At 52.6% G+C, this 18480-nt stretch carries 20 protein-coding genes, 1 other RNA gene and 1 pseudogene; 10 read left to right on the forward strand and 12 right to left on the reverse strand.

Annotated features, from left to right (window positions below):
• The first annotated feature begins 143 nt into the window (after positions 1-143).
• Together ACP7IZ_RS05050 and ACP7IZ_RS05055 are read left to right on the forward strand one after the other, a co-directional pair.
• The gene (locus ACP7IZ_RS05050; protein WP_035352854.1) at positions 144-1694 is read left to right on the forward strand and encodes a hypothetical protein; all 1551 of its coding nucleotides are present in this window, start codon (positions 144-146) and stop codon (positions 1692-1694) included.
• Entirely contained in the window at positions 1691-2461 is a 771-nt protein-coding gene (locus ACP7IZ_RS05055; protein ID WP_035352815.1) for a glycosyltransferase family 2 protein, read from the forward strand. The genes ACP7IZ_RS05050 and ACP7IZ_RS05055 overlap by 4 nt, the downstream gene beginning before the upstream one ends.
• Positions 2462-2536: 75 nt before the next feature.
• Here the strand turns inward: ACP7IZ_RS05055 and ACP7IZ_RS05060 are convergent, their stop codons facing one another.
• The 4 genes from ACP7IZ_RS05060 to ACP7IZ_RS05075 all read right to left on the reverse strand — a co-directional run bounded on the left by ACP7IZ_RS05060 (position 2537) and on the right by ACP7IZ_RS05075 (position 7229).
• Positions 2537-3607: a hypothetical protein gene (locus tag ACP7IZ_RS05060; protein ID WP_426848108.1), complete on the reverse strand. Its 1071-nt coding sequence runs from the start codon at positions 3605-3607 to the stop codon at positions 2537-2539.
• Positions 3604-5097, reverse strand: coding sequence for an amino acid permease (locus ACP7IZ_RS05065; protein WP_426848109.1), 1494 nt, complete (start codon positions 5095-5097; stop codon positions 3604-3606). The genes ACP7IZ_RS05060 and ACP7IZ_RS05065 overlap by 4 nt, the downstream gene beginning before the upstream one ends.
• Before the next feature lie 254 nt (positions 5098-5351).
• On the reverse strand, positions 5352-6431 hold the full coding sequence (gene dinB / locus ACP7IZ_RS05070; RefSeq protein WP_426848110.1) for a DNA polymerase IV: 1080 nt from the start codon (positions 6429-6431) through the stop codon (positions 5352-5354).
• A 180-nt stretch (positions 6432-6611) separates the two neighbouring features.
• Positions 6612-7229: a hypothetical protein gene (locus ACP7IZ_RS05075; protein WP_006116815.1), complete on the reverse strand. Its 618-nt coding sequence runs from the start codon at positions 7227-7229 to the stop codon at positions 6612-6614.
• Between the two features lie 177 nt (positions 7230-7406).
• On the opposite strand from ACP7IZ_RS05075, the gene ACP7IZ_RS05080 reads away from it, so the two are divergent.
• The 3 genes from ACP7IZ_RS05080 to ACP7IZ_RS05090 are packed head-to-tail and all read left to right on the forward strand — an operon-like array spanning position 7407 to position 9771.
• Positions 7407-8480 (forward strand): quinone-dependent dihydroorotate dehydrogenase, encoded by a 1074-nt coding sequence (locus tag ACP7IZ_RS05080; protein ID WP_006116816.1) that lies wholly within the window; start codon positions 7407-7409, stop codon positions 8478-8480.
• Positions 8477-9355, forward strand: coding sequence for a TIGR01459 family HAD-type hydrolase (locus tag ACP7IZ_RS05085; RefSeq protein ID WP_426848111.1), 879 nt, complete (start codon positions 8477-8479; stop codon positions 9353-9355). The genes ACP7IZ_RS05080 and ACP7IZ_RS05085 overlap by 4 nt, the downstream gene beginning before the upstream one ends.
• On the forward strand, positions 9349-9771 hold the full coding sequence (locus tag ACP7IZ_RS05090) for an NUDIX hydrolase (protein ID WP_426848112.1): 423 nt from the start codon (positions 9349-9351) through the stop codon (positions 9769-9771). The genes ACP7IZ_RS05085 and ACP7IZ_RS05090 overlap by 7 nt, the downstream gene beginning before the upstream one ends.
• Positions 9772-9798: 27 nt before the next feature.
• Here the strand turns inward: ACP7IZ_RS05090 and ACP7IZ_RS05095 are convergent, their stop codons facing one another.
• The 5 genes and pseudogenes from ACP7IZ_RS05095 to ACP7IZ_RS05115 form a co-directional block, all read right to left on the reverse strand.
• A complete protein-coding gene (locus ACP7IZ_RS05095) occupies positions 9799-10614 on the reverse strand; it encodes a TIGR00282 family metallophosphoesterase (protein ID WP_006116819.1) in 816 nt (271 codons plus the stop codon).
• A 24-nt stretch (positions 10615-10638) separates the two neighbouring features.
• Entirely contained in the window at positions 10639-11226 is a 588-nt protein-coding gene (locus ACP7IZ_RS05100) for a 5-formyltetrahydrofolate cyclo-ligase (RefSeq protein WP_426848113.1), read from the reverse strand.
• Positions 11213-11368: non-coding RNA, 6S RNA (gene ssrS / locus ACP7IZ_RS05105), on the reverse strand. The genes ACP7IZ_RS05100 and ssrS overlap by 14 nt, the downstream gene beginning before the upstream one ends.
• A 21-nt stretch (positions 11369-11389) precedes the next feature.
• A pseudogene (locus ACP7IZ_RS05110) lies at positions 11390-11716 on the reverse strand (cell division protein ZapA); the annotation flags it as partial.
• Between the two features lie 6 nt (positions 11717-11722).
• A complete protein-coding gene (locus ACP7IZ_RS05115; RefSeq protein WP_035352829.1) occupies positions 11723-12025 on the reverse strand; it encodes a hypothetical protein in 303 nt (100 codons plus the stop codon).
• A gap of 55 nt (positions 12026-12080) precedes the next feature.
• On the opposite strand from ACP7IZ_RS05115, the gene ACP7IZ_RS05120 reads away from it, so the two are divergent.
• The 4 genes from ACP7IZ_RS05120 to ACP7IZ_RS05135 all read left to right on the forward strand — a co-directional run bounded on the left by ACP7IZ_RS05120 (position 12081) and on the right by ACP7IZ_RS05135 (position 14726).
• Positions 12081-12611, forward strand: coding sequence for a hypothetical protein (locus ACP7IZ_RS05120; protein WP_426848114.1), 531 nt, complete (start codon positions 12081-12083; stop codon positions 12609-12611).
• Positions 12608-13522: a class I fructose-bisphosphate aldolase gene (locus ACP7IZ_RS05125; RefSeq protein ID WP_426848115.1), complete on the forward strand. Its 915-nt coding sequence runs from the start codon at positions 12608-12610 to the stop codon at positions 13520-13522. Before ACP7IZ_RS05120 ends, ACP7IZ_RS05125 begins: the two co-directional genes overlap by 4 nt.
• A 44-nt stretch (positions 13523-13566) precedes the next feature.
• Positions 13567-14139 (forward strand): thiamine phosphate synthase, encoded by a 573-nt coding sequence (locus ACP7IZ_RS05130; RefSeq protein ID WP_426848116.1) that lies wholly within the window; start codon positions 13567-13569, stop codon positions 14137-14139.
• Positions 14140-14300: 161 nt separating this feature from the next.
• On the forward strand, positions 14301-14726 hold the full coding sequence (locus ACP7IZ_RS05135) for a DUF2501 domain-containing protein (RefSeq protein WP_426848242.1): 426 nt from the start codon (positions 14301-14303) through the stop codon (positions 14724-14726).
• A gap of 102 nt (positions 14727-14828) precedes the next feature.
• Here the strand turns inward: ACP7IZ_RS05135 and ACP7IZ_RS05140 are convergent, their stop codons facing one another.
• The 3 genes from ACP7IZ_RS05140 to epmA all read right to left on the reverse strand — a co-directional run bounded on the left by ACP7IZ_RS05140 (position 14829) and on the right by epmA (position 17410).
• The gene (locus tag ACP7IZ_RS05140; RefSeq protein ID WP_426848117.1) at positions 14829-15830 is read right to left on the reverse strand and encodes a fasciclin domain-containing protein; all 1002 of its coding nucleotides are present in this window, start codon (positions 15828-15830) and stop codon (positions 14829-14831) included.
• A gap of 52 nt (positions 15831-15882) precedes the next feature.
• A complete protein-coding gene (locus ACP7IZ_RS05145) occupies positions 15883-16293 on the reverse strand; it encodes a hypothetical protein (RefSeq protein ID WP_006116827.1) in 411 nt (136 codons plus the stop codon).
• A 91-nt stretch (positions 16294-16384) separates the two neighbouring features.
• Entirely contained in the window at positions 16385-17410 is a 1026-nt protein-coding gene (epmA, locus tag ACP7IZ_RS05150) for an EF-P lysine aminoacylase EpmA (RefSeq protein WP_426848118.1), read from the reverse strand.
• A gap of 20 nt (positions 17411-17430) precedes the next feature.
• Between epmA and ACP7IZ_RS05155 the strand changes: the two genes are divergently transcribed.
• Positions 17431-18480, forward strand: a complete 1050-nt coding sequence (locus ACP7IZ_RS05155; protein ID WP_426848119.1) for a lysine-2,3-aminomutase-like protein — start codon at positions 17431-17433, stop codon at positions 18478-18480.

Here is an 18480-nt window from a genome sequence, read left to right on the forward strand (position 1 = left end):
TCGAAGGGGGGAGATTACGAAAAGCGTAGATAAGTATGATAAATTTATGTAGAGGAATAGTTAACTGTTGTGTTTTTCAGCATAAAAATTTATATTTGGTATAAGTACCTGTAAATAGTGATAGCATTCAAACGGAAAATGCAATGGTAAGTTTGACCGCCTGGAATAAAAAAGATATAAAATCAATAATTGATTCGGGAAAATTCGATAGTGAATTTTATCTTGAAGAAAATCCTGATGTAAAAAAATCTGGTCTTGATCCAATTATACATTATGTTCTTTACGGTGTACATGAAAACCGTAATCCTAATGATAATTTCAATACAGAAATATATTATAATCTTTATAAAAATGTTATTGGGAAAAATGAAAACCCATTCGCGCATTATATTAGAAATAATGACCATCTGTTTTTCTTTGAAAAAGGTCTTTTGCAGGAATATTCGTATGTTTCCATTACGAATGCTCTAAATAGATTAAAGAAATACCCGTTTTTTAACGAAGATGATTACGTGCGTATGAACAGCGATGTTTCATCCGCAAGTATGCCAACAGCACGCCACGCATTACTTTACGGTATTGGTGAAGGGCGAGAAATTTTTTCCAAACGCTCCATTGTTCGCTTTTTGGGCAATGAGTGTAAGCACGACGTTAATTATAAAATCACTGATAAGGTTTACGGCAAGAATTTCCCTAAAACGATTGGGGTATTCTACCATTCCGAAGGCAATTCCTTTATTCAGGAATTGGCAGAGTGCCTCAGTGAATATCTGTGTAATGCTGGCCTGAACGCCAAGGTACTTACTGAAAAAACACCAGAAGAAGACACGCCTGAACTTTGCATTTTCTGTGCTCCGCACGAATTCTTCTTCTTGGATGGAAACGAAATCTGGAAACGTGATGAGATTATTAGAAAATCCATCATGTTTAATACAGAACAACCCCAGACACTCTGGTTCACGCGTGGGATTCTGTACATTCTCATGTCAGCCGGGGTGATGGATCTGTGTTATCAGAATCTTAAATCCTTTTCCGATGTTGGGCTGCCAGTATTCCACTTTGATCCGCCGGTAAAAATAGAAGCTTGCAAGCTTACTGATGCAGACAAAAAGCATCCGTTGGTGCGTATTTTGCCAGAAGGGGCTAAAACAGGGTCTACCCCATTCCGGCCAATTGCCGAACGCGCTATTGATGTCAGCTTTTTTGGGAACGCCTCCCGCAAGCGCGAAAAATTCTTTTCGCGGTCAGCGGCCTTCTTCTCCAACTATCAGTGCTTCTTTTATTATCGTAAGGCAGAAGGGCCTATTCCGTCCTCCGGGGTTTACGATATCCTTTCACGACTCCCGCGCTATGTTGCAGAAAATTCCAAGGTGGCGCTGAATATTCATCGTGATGATAACTGCTTTTTTGAATGGCACCGGATTGTTAAACAAGGCATGGCTTCCGGCACCATTGTTGTAACAGAAGAATGCTTCCCTCATCCGCTGTATAAGGAAGGTGAGCATTTCTTGGCTGAAACGCCGCGGCATATGCCCAATCTGGTAGAATGGTTAACCCAGACTGAAGATGGGCAAAAAGAAGCTGCCAGAATTCAGCAGAATATTTTTGATCTTCTGCAAGATGAGAAAATATTCAACTCCAAGAATATCGATCTCAAAAACTATATTTCTGCTGTGTGGAGCACTGTGAAATGAGCGTTATCAAGCCATGGGACCCCAGCCCGGAAGTTGTTTTTTCCTATAAGAAAAAATCCCGGAAGCCTAAAAACCTGATTACGGTCTGCGTTACCAACTTCAATTATGCTTCTGTTATTGAAGAATGTCTGGATAGCATTGCAGACCAAACGCATGCTGATCTGGAAATTGTGGTTGTTGATGACTGCTCCCAGCGGGATGATTCCGTTGATGTGATCGCGGAATGGATGGAGGAAAACAAGCAGCGTTTTTATAGCCTGCAGTGTTTGACCAACCCGCGTAATCAGGGGCCATCATTTTCGCGCAATATGGCGTTTGAATATGCGCAGTCTGAGTATGTGTTTATTATCGATGCTGATAATACCATTTACCCAACGGCGCTGGAAAAAATCTACACGGCGCTTTTGCAGGGCAAATTCCCGGCAGTTTATACCCAGATTGAAGAGTTTGGAGACCGCAAAGGTATTGGCCATGCCGATATCTGGGATGCCGCACGCATGCGCAAGAATAACTATGTGGATGTGATGGCGCTTATTCGTAAAAGCGCATGGGAAAAGGTTGGCGGCTTCTCTCATATTGAAGAAGGCTGGGAAGACTATGATTTCTGGCTGAAATTTATTGATGCAGGGCTAGAACCCGGATACCTGCCAGAAATTCTGTGTCGTTATCGTGTGCATAATTCTTCGCGCACAGCAACAGAAGCATTGGCCGCACATTATGATCTGGAATTGGTGATGGAGTTCCGTCATCCAGAGCTGGTGGAATAATCAGATTTTCCAAATGCGGTGATATAAAAAAGAGCGGAGGAAACTCCGCTCTTTTTTATTTTCAATGCGCAACGGTTAAAACACACTATTAAATGCCACCTGTGGTGAAACCGAAAACCCGGTATTGTGGCCTGCAAAATAGGTTGAAACCCCCGCAATAACCCCAAAACGAGGGGACCAGTTGTATTCAACAGCAGGGGCTATCAGCCAGTCTCCTGAAGAACTGTTAATGCGGTCTATCCGTTCTATTTTGCCGCTTGTTGGGGTGCGGCCTTTAATGTGAGACCCATCTGCCCAGTCTCGCGCCAGATCCATGGCCAAAACCCATTTCTGGTTTATGCCAAATTCCAGAGAAAACCCGCTTTCTCCGTACATGCCGGGTTGCGCTGTGCCGCGGAAGCCAACATCTGTGCCGTAACTGCTGACGTTATGCAGATGCGCGGTTGTAAGCGCACGGCGGAAGGTTCCCCACATACGCAAGCGCAGTTCATGCTGGCCCGGTAGTGTGTAAGTGGATTGTTCCGTAAAGGCTAAGCGGAATGTATAAACACCCGATCCAACACCATCTTCTGCTCGGCCCAGCCTCTGATAATTACCTGTGGGAAAACCAACCCCAGCAAATACACTCAGAGCCGGAATATAGCGTGCAGGATCTGCATCCAGATAACGCCACATTAAATCAACTGGCAGATCTCCGAATTTGAGCCCGCTACTTGTACCAGCTTTCTTCTTCCACAAATAACTGATCGTGGGAGTAACCTGAATACTGATGGAATCCGTAATGGAGTATTTGTAGAGCGTAAAATTGGAAACAGATTGCTGGCGTGGATGTAGTGGATGGCTGTTGCCGTTTGCATCCAGATATCCCACAGGCAGATTATAGCTGACGTAAGGTTCCCACGCGAACACACCTGCCTTGGAAAGCGCGCCAGAAGGCGAAACGAGAGACCCCGTATACCATTGCGGGCGGGCTTCCCCCGGAGCTTGAGACCCCGCAGCAGCACTATTGCCTGTATCTGCAGCATGTGCTGCGGAAAGGCCGACAGAAAGCAGCAATGTGCCTACCAAAGAGCGACAAACAACAGGACAACACTTAACGCCTGCACGTGCCTGGAGGGAGGAGAATACACTGGCTGCCTGAATCATGATCTGTCTGACCCTTCATGGGGAACCAAAAAATCTTCCGTCAACACAACGGAAGGAACGGTTTGTGGCACGGCGTTATGTTCCGGAACGGAGCGAATGCGGCGCCAGCCCCATGCCAGCGCCAAAGCCAGCAGGGGAATGGCGCATATTGTTGCCGTTCCGGTTGGGTAATCAAACGCCATCAGCCCAACGATGCCAATAAAGAAGGCGAGAGCCAGCCACGAGGTAAATGGCGCGCCCGGCATCGGAAAAGAGGTGGGGGCAATTTCTCCACGGCGGATTTTTTTGCGCAGTTGAATCTGGCACAGCACAATAAAACACCACGTACTGAGAATACCCAGAGAGGCCAGACTGAGCATGATTTCAAAAATCTGGCTGGGGATAAAGTAATTCAGCACCACGCCCACAAGATATATGGCCACAGTGGAAAGAATGGCTGCAGAAGGTACGGCCTGTTTGTTCATGCGGGCCAAATAACGCGGGGCTGCGCCATCTAGCGCCAGTGCGCGCAGCACGCGCCCGGTAGAATAGAGACCAGAGTTCAAGCTGGAGAGTGCTGCGGTCAGCACCACAACGTTCATCACACTGTCTATGCCCGGCACGCCCAACTTGGAAAGGAAGGTGACAAAAGGGCTAACCCCTGCCTGATACGTGTTCCACGGCAGTAGCAGCACAAGCAGCGTAATGGTGCCCACGTAAAAAATGGCAATACGCCAGATAACGTTGTTAATGGCCTGCGGCAGAACGGATTTAACATCCTCGCATTCCCCCGCAGCGGTGCCAATCAGCTCAATACTGGCATAGGCAAATACAACACCTTGCACCAATACCAGTGCAGGCAAAAAGCCGTGCGGGAACAAGCCACCGTTTTCGGTAATCAGATGCAGCCCGGTTGCGTGCCCATCTACGGGGTAGCGCAAGGCCAGAATAACCAGCGCGATAACCAGAAATCCGCCTAAGGCCAGCACTTTAACCAAGGAAAGCCAGAATTCCAGCTCACCAAACCACTTTACGCCGGTTAGGTTCATGCCGGTTATCAGCACAAGGGCCAGCAGGGCAAAAAGCCATTGTGGTACACTGGAAAAAACGGGCCAAAAACGCATGTAAAGCGCCACGGCTGTAATATCCACAATACCTGTTACGGCCCAGTTAAAAAAGGCCATGGTGCCTGCAATATAAGAGGCTTTGGGGCCTAAAAACTCCCGCGTGTAGGAAACAAAGCTGCCACTGGTGGGGCGGTACATCACAAGCTCACCCAATGCACGCAGCATCAGAAAAGCAAAAACACCACACACCAGATAAACTAAGGCAAGAGATGGGCCAACGGCCTGAAGGCGAGATCCAGCCCCTAAAAACAGCCCTGTGCCAATAGCCCCACCCAGAGAGATCATTTGGATCTGACGCTTACCCAAACCACGGTGGTATCCATCTTCAGTGCGTGCGCCTGCATTGGCAGGTGTATGCCCGTCTGAGGTGGGGGAAGCAGTCATCTCGTTAACCTTGATTACAAAATTATGTCAAAACCGATTGGTATCGGGTGCATTGGATTTTGCAGGTTGTAAAGATGGAACCGTTAAATAATCGCAATTAAATATGAATAGTGCGTAAGAATGAAGTTGAAACGTATAAGGAATATACAGAATTCATATGAATATCAGGAAAGAGAAGTGCAAATATTTTGTTTTGATATAGAAATAATTTAAATATAAGTACTGTTGCTTAGGATAAAAATGTTATTTATTATCTATGAAAGTAAAGAAAGCTGCGTTGTGGCTTCTTGATCTTGCGGGCTTAAAAGAGTGGAAAGTGTAATACCCAAAAGTCTTACCGGAGCGCGTACAGGCAGCAATGGCGCAAGTAACCGGCACGCCATCTCGGCTAGAATTTCTTGATCTTGCACCGGATCGGCCAAAGAGAGGCTGCGCGTGCATTGGTTGAAGTCTGTATAGCGCAGTTTCAGGGTGATCGTACGGCCTGTCAGGTTACGTTTTTGGCAGCCTGCCCACACTTTTGCGGCCAGTTCATGCAGAGCCGCGTGTAATTCGGCTGAGGTGCGCAAATCCTGCGCGAACGTTATTTCCTTGCCGAGTGATTTGCGCGGTCTGTTTGGTTCTACTGACCGATCATCTTTGCCACGGGCGATGCCATAATAAAAAGCAGCCGCTTTACCAAAATGTTGGCGTAAAATATCCAATGAAAAACGACGTAAATCTGCACCTGTATGAATGCCGAGTGTATGCATTCGCCGGGCTGTAGCTGGCCCCACGCCATGAAAAGCGTTTACGGGCAGGTTGGCTACAAATGCTTCCCCACGGTTGGGCGGAATAACAAATTGACCATTGGGTTTGCGGTAATCTGAGGCCAGCTTGGCCAGAAACTTATTGTAAGACACACCCGCCGAGGCCGTAAGCCCGGTTTCATGCAAAATGGCCGCGCGTATTTCTTCTGCAATTGCTGTGGCAGAGGGGCGGAGAAGCAGCGGATTCGTTACATCCAGATAGGCTTCATCTAACGAAAGAGGCTGAATAAGGGGGGTATAACGCGCAAAAATGGCGTGAATTTGGGCAGAAACTGCACGATAAACATCAAAACGTGGCGGCACAAAAATCAGGTTCGGGCATTTGCGCTGTGCCTGCACCGAGGGCATGGCCGAACGCACGCCAAATTTTCGGGCTTCATAACTGGCGGCAGCAACCACACCGCGTTCCTGGCATCGGCCTACCGCTACAGGTTGGCCTTTAAGCGCTGGATTGTCTCGTTGTTCAACAGATGCATAAAAAGCATCCATATCAATATGGATAATGCGGCGTACAACTGCTGTCATCACCCGTGGATGTTAGCAGAAGGCAGCGCAAAAGGGAACAAACAGAAAACAAATCTGGCTGAAAATTCTGTGTGTTGGATCTTTTTAACAAAAGCAGAAGGTCTCAACTTTAAAATGAAAGGGGAAAACGCTTCCTAATATTTGGAGCCACGCTTCCCCGTAGAAAAATGATGATGTTGCTTAAGATACCGGAAACCCTTGCGAATACTGGTATTTTGAGGTGGCACGATCCTGCCAATGCGCCACAATTTGCTTGGGCTGCATATCCAGATCATGCCAGCGTGCAAGGGAAAGTGCCGCTGTGGCTGGGTAGGCCCCATAAGCAGATGGACGTTCCGATGCCTTGGTGGGAACAACACGGCTGGAACTATGAGAGAGCCAGTATCCTGCCCCAGCAAGGCAGGCTCCTAGCGTTGTAATGGCGGAAGCAAGGCGTGTACGCAGGCCAGCAAATGGCACAAGCGGCTTAAGTAGGTCTTCCATATCTGCATTACGTTCATTCTGTGCGGCTTCTGTTGCCAACAAAAGGCGATACTCTGTGCTGGTAACAGAAAGAGCGCAGCCTACCCGAATATCCAGTGCAGGCATTTCCAGTGCGGCCATATCTGTCAGGGCATCATGAAAGGTTTGTGCAACAGCCAAAAATTCCCGCCTGAAGCAGGGCAGAAACAGGCCGCCCGATGGCCCGGCTGTGGGCGTATGCGGGTTTGTTTGTATTCCTGCAAGGCGGCGAATGGTCCAAAGTGTCAGCCGTTCGCTGCAGGCAAGATCCGTCAGGTAAACAGGTGAACGTGTCATGGCGCATTCCTGAAGGCAGATGCCTTCATCCTTTGTGTGGCATGTGTGCGATAACTCTCTTTAGATGAGAATAATTCTCATTATCAAGATAAAAATGCATCAACTTTTCTCACGCTTCTGTGGTGGCCCTGTTTTTTCTGCTTTTCTTGAGGCTGGGCATGAGGCAGTACACAAGGCATGTCTGTGCTTGCCTCACTCTCTCTCCCATTCCTGCGCCGGTTAGATCCGGAACAGGCCCATGAACTGGCCTTGGATGCCCTAACACTGGGCGTATCCGTGCCCATAAAGCGGCCCAAGGATGATCCTGCCCTAGCCACGCGTGTGCTGGGTATGCGGTTTTCCAACCCCATTGGCATTGCGGCCGGGTTTGATAAGAACGCCCGTGTTCTGCGCCCTTTGGCACAGTTGGGATTCGGGTTTGTAGAAGCCGGAACTGTTACGCCACGCCCGCAGGCGGGTAACCCCAAGCCTCGGCTTTTCCGCCTTACGGAAGATCGGGCGGTTATCAACCGTATGGGCTTTAATAATCAGGGTATCGATAAGTTTGCCGTGCGTCTGGCGCGTCTGTCCCGCCCGTTGCCATCTGGCCGTGGCGGTGGGGCCGGGGTGCCTGTAGGCGCCAATATCGGTATTAACAAAACCGGTGCCGACCCGGAGCGCGATTACCCAGAACTGGTGGCCCGCGTTAAGCCATACGTTAATTACATTGTGCTAAATGTCTCTTCCCCCAATACGCCGGGCTTGCGTGGCTTGCAGGATGCCGCCCGCCTGCGTGGGATTCTGGATGCCATTTCGGCCCGTCATGCAGAACGGCCGCCGCTGTTGATTAAGCTGGCGCCAGATCTGGAAGATGATGCCATTGGCCCAATTGTAGAAGCTGCCGTAGCCGGTGGTGCGCAGGGGCTGATTGTCACCAACACCACGCTGGCGCGTCCCGATTCTCTGCAAAGTTCGTATCGCACAGAAGCTGGGGGGCTTTCTGGCCGTCCGCTTAAACCGCGCGCTACGGAAATGCTGCGTCTGGTTGCACAGGCTGCGGCAGGCCGTCTGGCACTGATAGCCTGTGGCGGTATTGAAAGCGGAGAAGACATTCTTACCCGAATCCGCCTTGGGGCTGATCTGGTGCAGGTTTACACAGCATTTGCTTATGAAGGCCCCGCACTGGTGGAGCGGCTGAAGCGTGAGATGCAGCACATCATGCGCGCGCAGGGCATTGAAACGTTGGATGATATTCGGGGCAAAGATTTATGACAGCGCAGCAAACTGTAGAAGATATGCAGCAGATCACAGGCCTTGCCGCGCTGGCAGACCAGTACGATGGCTACATTATAGATCTATGGGGCACGGTGCATGATGGTGTGCAGCCATATCCCGGTGCCGTAGAGTGTTTGCAGGCCCTGCGTGCATCAGGCAAAAAAATTGTCATGCTTTCCAATGCGCCGCGTCCGGCAGATGTCGTATGTGCGCAGCTTGAAGCCTTTGGTATTTCGCGTGAACTGCATGATGGGGTGATGACAAGTGGTGAAGAAACGCGCCGTTTGTTAAAAGCCCGGACAGACCCGTGGTTTGCCAATCTGGGCCAGAAAGTGCTGCATATTGGCGGCACGCATGATCTGGGTCTGTACAACGGGCTGGACGTGCAGCGCGTAGCACAGCCTGCAGATGCCGATTTTATTATGAACACCGGGCCAGATGCCGAGCGCGGCGTGGGATCACTGGATCCATATCTGCCAGAACTGCGTGCTTGTCTGGAACGTGGCCTGCCAATGGTGTGCGCCAACCCGGATATGGTGGTGGTAAAAGGTGGCAAGCGGCAGATTTGTGCTGGGGCTCTGGCAGCCTTTTACGCGGAACAAGGCGGCAAGGTTAGTTGGATAGGTAAGCCATACCCCCGTGTGTACGAGCCTGTTTTTGAGATGCTGAATGTGCCACGCCCGCGTATTCTGGCCATTGGTGATGCACTGGCTACCGATATGCGCGGTGCTTCTGCTGTGGGCGTTGCCGGGCTGTGGATTTTGGGGGGCATCCATCAGGAAATGATCGGGGATGACATCCAGCTGGCAAAAGAAGAAGCCAAGGCCGTAGGTTTGGCCCCGGTTGCGGCTATTAAAAGATTGGTGTGGTGAATGCACCACCAACCTCACCCGCAGTAGGGTGTGGCGCTGCTATTCTGAATAATGCAGGCCATATTTTGCTGCTGCGTCGCCTCAAGCAGCCAGAAGCAGGCTGCTGGGGGTTGCCGGGCGGCAAGGTAGATCCGTTTGAAACCGTACCGGCTGCCGTTATCCGCGAAGTGCAGGAAGAAACCGGCTTAAACGTGCAGTTAGGTGCGTTGCTTTGCGTGGTGGATCAGATTGATCCGGCCGCAGGCACGCACTGGGTTGCTCCCGTTTACAGGGTGCAGCAGTACACGGGGCAGCCCCATATCTGCGAGCCCCATAAACATAATGGGCTGGAATGGTTTGCGCTGGATGCGTTGCCGCAGCCCCTTACGATTGCAACGCAGCAAGCTGTGGCTGTCTTGAAAACTCAGGATGCGTAAAGCCGTGCCGGAAACACGTAGCCTGATTTAGAAATCAGGCAGTGTCTGGGCCAGCAAGCCTCCTTGGCGGAGGGGAGCCACACGGCGGGCAAGGCCCGTGGCATCTTCTGTTTCCACCATAATCCCGCATATTGTGGCTTCGCCTTCTGCGGGTTGTAGGCGTTCGCCCGGCATTTTGCGTACAAAACGGGTAACCGCGGGTTCCTTGGTCATGCCAATAACGCTGTCGTAATCTCCGCACATCCCAGCATCTGTCTGAAACGCTGTGCCAGCGGCCAGAATCCGATGGTCTGCCGTGGGGGTATGTGTGTGCGTACCCACGACCAGAGATACACGGCCATCCAGCATATGGCCCATTGCCCATTTTTCGCTTGTGGCTTCTGCATGCACATCCACAATGGCCGCCTGTATGGTAGCGCCAAGGCGATGCTTGTTGAGCAGTTCATTCATGCACCGGAAGGGATCATCCAGCGGGTCCATGAACAGGCGGCCCATCACGTTGACCACAAGAGCTTTGCGGCCATCTGCCAGTTCTACCACCACGCTGCCTTGGCCGGGCGTACCGGGGGGGTAGTTGAGCGGGCGCACAATGCGAGGTTCGGAGGTAATATGCCCGATCAGATCGCGCCGATCCCACGCATGGTTGCCAAGGGTAAGCACATCTACGCCGCCTTGCAGCAAAGATGTGGCAATGGCGGGGGAAAGGCCAAAGCCGTGGCTGGCGTTTTCAGCATTGACCACAACCAGATCCAGCGCCAATTTTTCACGCAGGGCAGGCAGGCGGCTTAAAACGGCTTCGCGGCCAGTGCGGCCAACAATATCACCCAGGAAAAGGAGTCTCACGCCAGAGGTTTCCTGTGTTTGTTGTTAGTCAAAACGGAGAATCTCCTTTTCAGTCACAATACAGGAAAGCGGCCTGTCATACGGGCCAGCAGGAAGACTGTCTAATTCTTGGCAAGATGGCGCATACCCAATGCTGCGTGCATCGGGTAGGGCGGCCAAAGTGCGATCATAATATCCGCCACCATATCCCAGCCGGTTGCCTGTGCGATCAAACCCCAGCAAGGGCACCAATATAATGGTGGGTTGCAGAACCGGGCCATCAGGAAACTCAGTGCCAAAACGGCCTTGCATCATGGGGGCATGGGGCGTCCAGCGCCGAAAAATAAGAGGCTGCCCGCGTGGTGGTGTTTCAGGCAGTACAATAGTTGCGCCTGTATCCACCAATATGTGGCACAGCGGGCATAGATTGACTTCATGCGGTAGGGGCCACACGCCGGCAACAACAGCAGGCAACAGGGGGCGCAGAAGTGTATGCAGGTGGGTAAGGATACCGCTATCCAGCGCTTCATCACGCGCTTTTAGCGTGGCCATGCAGTGTTGGCGCAATTCTTTTTTGCGCGCGGCCACAGCAGGCGGATCACCTTGTGGGGGAAAAATGTGCGGAGCCACCATGAACCGTGGGTCTTTCAACCTCCAGGACCTGCGAGTGCAGGTGGGCGCCGGGTAATGTGACCAGGGCCACAACAGAGCCAGCTCCCTAGGAAGTGCTTATCGGCCCAGGGGATGACTTGCCTCACGCGTTGGGCAGCCCCGCCTCATCTATGTAGGCGCGCTCAAGCTCTGCTGCAAGAGATTCCGCACGTTCGGCCAAATCTGCTAAGCGGCCGGCTGTAAGGGCCTGCTCCGCCCGTAGGCGTTCGGCATCTTTTGCAGCCTGTATGGTGGCATCTGGCACGCGGCTGCCAGAAAGATCCTGTATTTCATCCGCCATTAAAAGGGCGGCCAGAACCAGTACCCGGGCATCTCCGCTAAAGCCCATGTCACGCACGCGCTGCACGCGGCGCTCTACCTGCTGGGCCATGGCCTGAACGTGGCGTTCCTGCCCGTTATCGCACCCTACCGTATAGCTGTGGCCGTTAATCCGAACCGAAACAAGTGCCATGCTGTATCAGTTTCCCTGTTCGTGTTCTGCCGGGTGATAAAAGGTAAGGGAAGATGGCTTTTCTGCCCGTTCCAGCGCATCTCGCACGCGGGAGAGAAGGGCATCTACATTGGCCACCAGTTCCTGTTTTTCCGTGCCCGTGCGGGTTTGCTGTTGCAGCCCTTTTTCAACAGCAAAGGAAATGCGTTGCAAGGCACGATCCAGCCGGGCTATGGGGTCTTGCCCAGCCGGTGGCTGTGTGGCCGGGTGCTGTTTACCAGCGTGTTCGTCAGTCTGGGGCAAAGACGGCTCCACGGCTTGATCCTGCATTCTTGTTTTTGTCAACTGTGCTCAGGAATCACCCGCAAACGCGATGGCGTCAAGCATGCTAACCAAAAACGCTTCATTTTTCTTACCAAAACTGCCGCCAGACAAGTTATTTACGATTGATGGATACGAATCTGGCATGGCTGCCTATCATGCTGCGCGTAAGGTAGAGGGCATGATAGAGGGTGCAAGCGCACGTTTTGGTTTTCTTTCTGCCCCAGGTGCGGCTGGGTTTATGGGGGCAGGGTGGTGGTTGGCACTTATTGCAGCGCTGGAGGATTCGATAGGCCTTGCATTTTGGCATGCGCTGGATTGCGGTGGCAGCGCAGCTTATGCGCTGGGTGCTGTGCGCATGGGCCAAAAACACGCTGTGTTGCAGGCTCCTGCTGCCCAGTTTAATGCGGTAAAAGCAGTTTATACGCAGGAATTTGGCATGCTATTGAGCGCCCGCCCGCCATCATTTCACCTTATACCATCATTATGTCACACGTCTTCTCTTGTCGGGTATTTCACCGACGGTTATTGCCAATCCTCAGATCCGGAAAATAAACTGCCGGACACAAGGCAAAAAAAGGATTGTTACCCATGACACTTACCCCCAAGGTTAAGGCTATTCTCGACCAGTACGAGAGCGATAATCCCGGCACCAAGATGAATCTGGCGCGGCTGCTCAACGCAGGTAAGCTGGGTGGCACAGGCAAGCTGGTGATTTTGCCGGTTGATCAGGGGTTTGAGCATGGCCCGGCCCGTTCCTTTGCAGCCAATCCGGCAGCGTATGATCCGCATTATCACTTTGAACTGGCGATTGAAGCAGGCCTAAGCGGCTATGCAGCGCCGCTGGGCATGCTGGAATGTGGCGCCGCAACATATGCTGGCGAAATTCCGCTGATTCTGAAGTGCAACAGCTCCAACAGCCTTGCAACGGAAAAAGATCAGGCTGTAACGGGCACCGTGTCTGATGCACTGCGTCTGGGTTGCTCTGCTATTGGTTTCACCATCTATCCGGGGTCCGAATACTGCTTCGAGCAGATGGAAGAACTGCGCGAACTGGCAGCAGAAGCTAAGGCTGCTGGTTTGGCCGTTATTGTATGGAGCTACCCACGTGGCCCCGTGCTGGACAAAAAAGCTGAAACCGCAGTGGATGTTTGCGCCTACGCCGCACATATGGCTGCGCTGACGGGTGCGCACATTATCAAGGTAAAGCCGCCGACTGAAGTTGTTGCACTGGATGCCAACAAACCAGTGTATGAGCAGAACAAGATTGACGTTGCCACTCTGGCTGCCCGTGTGCAGCACGTGGTGCAGTCCTGCTTTGCAGGCCGCCGTATCGTGATCTTCTCTGGTGGTGCACATACCAGCACGGATGACCTGTTGCAGACCATTCAGGGTATTCAGGATGGTGGCGGCTTCGGTTCCATTATCGGCCGTAACGTGTTCCAGCGTCCGAAGGCAGAAGCTCTGGCTCTGCTGGACAAAATCACCACCATTTTCAAAGGCTGAAACAGCCATAGTATCTGCGCAGCGGGCATGAGATAAGGAGCACTATGTCTGATCTTTATCTTGTCACGCCTGCTGTGTCTGATGCGCAGGCTTTTTTACCTGTTCTTGAAGCAGGTTTAGCTACCCACCAGCCCGCAGCCTTGTTGCTGCGGCTGGCGGATATGCCTGTGGCAACGGCCCGGCAGGCTGTGTTGCTTCTTAAGCCAGTCATTCAGGCGCGTGATATTGCCCTGATGCTGGAAAATGCCCCGACCCTTGCGCAGGAAACCGGGTGCGATGGCGTACACCTTTCTCCTTCCTATACGGCGGCTTCTGTAAAGGATGTGCGGCGCATTATTGGGCCGGATCTCCAGCTTGGTGTTGCTGTTGGAGAAAGCCGTGATGCCGCCATGTGCGCTGGTGAAGATGGCGCAGATTATATCTGCTTTGGCGCAGAAAATGGTGCCTCGCTTGAAACTGTTTCAGCACTTACACGCTGGTGGTCTTTAATGATGGAACTGCCGGTGGTGGCGCAGGCACAAACACCGGCTGATCTGGCAGTGTTGAGCGCCAGCGGGGCAGATTTTGTTATGCCCTCCGAACAGTGGTGGCAGCAGCCGGACACGTGGCAAGGCTGATTTTTGTCGGGTTTGATACGGGTTTTTGCCATGTTTGAGGGCAATGCTAAGTATCAGAACGCGCTTTCTGATCGAACAGATCATGCTGATCTGCGGATGAAGGAAGCGGCAAGATTATCGAGAACTGGATATTTTCCATGCTGAATAAAAAAACATTCCTGATGCTGGCTATGGCTGCTGGTGTTGTTGCTGCTCCGGCTGTGCATGCACAGGGTTTTGGTGGTGGACTGGGCTCCATTGGTAAAAATGCCCTGTCTGGTGCTGAAAGCGGCGTGGAAAGCCAAGGCGCAAGCATGGCATCCAGCATGCTGCCAAGCCTTTCTTCTGCCAGCACAGGCAATCTGGCCGGTATTCTTGGGTATTGTGTGCAGAACAATGTGCTTCAGCAGGGTTCTTCCACGGCGCAGTCCGTTCTGGGCAGCCTGACACAGCAGCCGGGCGTAACATCTTCCAGCGCGTATGAAGCCGGCCAGCGGGGTCTGCTGCAAACCGGCAATAACCAGATGTTCTCCTTGGCCAACCTGAAGGGTGAGCTGAAAACCAAGCTGTGCAGCATGGTGCTGGATAAGGCGCAGTCTGCCCTCTAATTTTGCTGCGGTATGAGCAGGCTTTTCACCTGCTTTACCCATTAAAAAAGCCCCTGCCAGTGCAAAACTGGCAGGGGCTTTTTGCATGTTCCCAAACTGTTTTTAGGGCAGTTGTAAAACAGGTGGTGTTGTAAGGTTTTCCTTGCGGGATGTGTAGGAGGGGGTGGCCGGTTGCGTGCGGGCTGCAATCGTGCTGGCCTGTGCCTGTGCCTGTGCCTGTGCCTGTGCCTGTGCCTGTGCCTGTGCCTGTGCCTGTGCCTGTGCCTGTGCTGTGGGCAGTGGGCGGCTGGCAGGGGTTACAGAGGCCGCAGAAACAGGCGTGGCAGCACTGGCGCTTTGCTGCGGCACTGGTGGGAGAATCAGATCCTGCATAAAATACAGCACACCGTTAGACTGCGGAATACCCGTAACCCATAGGTGAGACGTCATGCCCTGCCCATTGCCAATAACAACTTGGCCAGACTGACTATCCACCCACGCGGAAAGCAACTGGCCATTCAGAGTAGGAAGCCCGACAGACTGGGTAGGAGAAGCCAGAGCAGCCTGCTTGATTTTGGCCAGTGGCCAACGCCCTTTAACAATGGTGTAAGACAGCATTTCCTTGATAACAGCCGTATTATCCGGGCTTGTCAGTTTGTTGCCTGTCTGGGCGTTATAGGTTTCTAGTGCTGAATTCGGGATACCGAAAACTGTAAATGGCCCACTCCGCTGTAAGGTGGCTAACAGGCCAGTTGTATTGAGCAGATGGGTGTAATCTGCCATTTCCAGAGAACTCGGGAGTGTATCCGACAGCGGGCGGTCACAAAAAGCCGGTGTTTCCGGGTTGGGGTAGGCAACCTGGCTATCTGGAGCACTTTTTGGTTCTACCTCTAGGGTCTGGCTTGGTTTTGCAGGTGCGTAAGTGCGTGTGCCCGAAACTGTTGGCATCATGTACGAACAGGTTGAATTGGCAACTTTATACGTATCCTGCCGTGCGCGGCTTTGCGTGCAGCCGCCAAGTGCCAAGGCGGCAATGCCTATGGCAGCGGGTGCAAGCGCACGTGGGTTAAAGGCTGTTCTGTACAGAACACGCTTAAGGTGCATGGATGTCTCCCAAAAGATCATGCCGCTAAAAGAAAGACTGGCTTCATGAAGTAGAAGACTGCACCGGGCATACTCAGCACCCGTCTCCTCGCATTGTCCAGGCTGTTACAATACCGTTTACCAGTTCAAACGTAGTCTGGCAGGTATAGGTATAGGCTGTGCCCATGCCACCCCCCATACCGCCCCAGCCACCATCCCAACCGCCCATACCCCAGCCGGGGCCGTATCCTCCCCAGCCACCCCAGCCGCCATCCCATCCCCAACCGCTCATGGGCATGGTGTAATCGGTTTGCTGGTTGATATAGGCCAAAAAGGTGTGGTTGCCGGAAACAAACTGCCGCGTGGGCACGCCAAATGTGCGCACCACATCAGTTGTTTGCTTGCCGATCATGGAATCAAGCTGGCGCCGTTCCTTTTTGCTAGGTACTTGGCAACCCGTTAGGGCCAGAGCGCCCAGCAGCAGGATAAATCTTTTATGCATCATGGCAGCTCTGGCTCCCGCCGGCAGTATTGTAACCGGGCATCATACGGATAAATGTTGAACAACATATTATGGTTGCGCCAAATGTTGCAGACTAACCGTTTATCCACAAGACGTTCTGTATACGTGTTGTGCCGCAAGCCAGCATAACCAACCTATCAAACCCCAGTGCAATGCCAGAACAGGCGGGCATATGGGGCAGGGCGCTTAGCAGTTTTTCATCCACTGGCCATTCTGGACGGTTGGGGTACAGAGTTTGGCGCTGGTGGCGGTCGGCCTTAAAGCGGGCACGTTGTTCTGTGGTGTCTGTTAGTTCTTCAAAAGCGTTCGCTAACTCCATGCCCGCGGCATAAAGTTCAAACCGTAGGGCAACGCGTGGGTCTTGCGGGCTTTTGCGCGCCAATGCGGCTTGGCTGGCAGGCCAATGGGTTAGAAAGGTGGGGCGTGTACGGCCAATGGCCGGTTCTATCCGCTCCATCAACAGGCGGAAAAAGAGGTCTTCCCACGTTTCCCCTTCACGCAATGTGCAGCTTGCTGCTTTTGCCAAGGCCTGCGCGTTTCCTTCTGTGGGCAGCAGATCTACACCCGCATGGCGATGGAACGCTTCTTGCATTGTGAGCCGCTCAAACGGCCCAGATATGCTCAGACTATGGCCTGAATGTTGGAGAATCGGCGGTAACACCGCTTGCAAAAGGGCTTCGGTTTCATCCATCAGTCCTTCCAGTGTCATGTTGGGTTGGTACCATTCCAACATGGTAAATTCGGGAGCATGGAGGTAACTGCCTTCTCCATTCCGCCAGACACGCGCAAACTGAAAAACAGGCAGCCCAGTGGCAGCCACAATACGCTTCATGGCAAATTCCGGGCTGGTGTGCAGGAACAGATTTTGTTGCATGCCATCAGGGGTTTCCCGCACGGTATGGAAAGGTTGCAGGTGCACCTCTTCCCCCGGTGTGGGCACGGCGTAAGGTGTTTCCACTTCCACGCAGCCGCGAGCTTCCAGAAAGGCACGCGCCCCGCGCACAACCAGATTGCGGCGCAGCAGAAAAGGAAGCCGGTCAAGAATATGATCGGGGTCTTTTAGACCCGGATTGGGCTGAACAGTTGCAGAGTCTGACATGAGGGGAGTAGAGGCGTGACATGTCTTTCCCGGTCAAGCCCTCTTTTTCGCGGCGCAAAACACTGCGCACCCCGGATGATCTGATAGCAGCCGGTTTGGTGCCTCCCCAACAGCACGAAATGCTGGATGATGTTGCCCAACATTATGCTACGGCCATTCCGCCAGCTTTTCTGGATTTAATCACCTCGCCGGATGATCCGATAGGCATACAGGTTGTTCCTTCTGCGCAGGAATTGGAGATTGCGCCAGAGGAGCGTTCCGACCCTATTGGTGATAACGCACTTTCACCCGTTCCCGGCATTGTGCATCGTTACGCAGATCGGGCGTTGCTGAAGCCCTTGTTGATTTGCCCGCTTTATTGCCGATTCTGTTTTAGGCGCGAGCATGTGGGGCCAGATGGCGGTGTGTTGGATGATGCCGCGTTGGAACAGGCGCTGGAGTGGCTGCGTACACATAAGCAGATTCGCGAAGTGATTCTAACGGGCGGAGATCCGCTTATGCTCTCTCCGCGTCGGCTTGGTCATATTGTAGCGGAGCTTTCAAGTATGCCGCATGTCACGACCATTCGTGTGCATAGCCGCGTGCCCGTAGCGGACCCAGAGCGGGTAACAGACGCTCTGCTGGATGCGCTGGAAACAAACAAAGCCATGTGGATGGCCGTGCACATCAACCATGCGCGCGAGATGTCGGAACCTGCACGAGCATGCCTTAAGCGCATTGTGCGCAGGGGTATTCCGCTATTGGGGCAGTCTGTTCTGCTGCGTGGTGTGAATGATAGCGAACAGGCGCTGGAAGATCTGTTCCGTGCCATGGTGGAAACGCGCATGCGCCCGTATTATCTGCATCAGCTAGACCCAGCCCCCGGCACGGCGCATTTTCATGTGCCGGTAGAGGAGGGGCAGCGCCTGCTTGCAGGATTGCGCGGGCGTGTAACCGGTTTGGCATGGCCGCTTTATGTGCTGGATATCCCCGGAGGGTACGGCAAGGTGCCCTTGGGGCCTGAATACGTGCAAGGCCCGCGGCAGGTAAAAGACCCTAAGGGAGAAACCCACAAGCTGGACAGGCTATAG

The organism is Acetobacter sp. AAB5, from assembly GCF_050106715.1.
GTDB lineage: Bacteria > Pseudomonadota > Alphaproteobacteria > Acetobacterales > Acetobacteraceae > Acetobacter > Acetobacter oryzifermentans.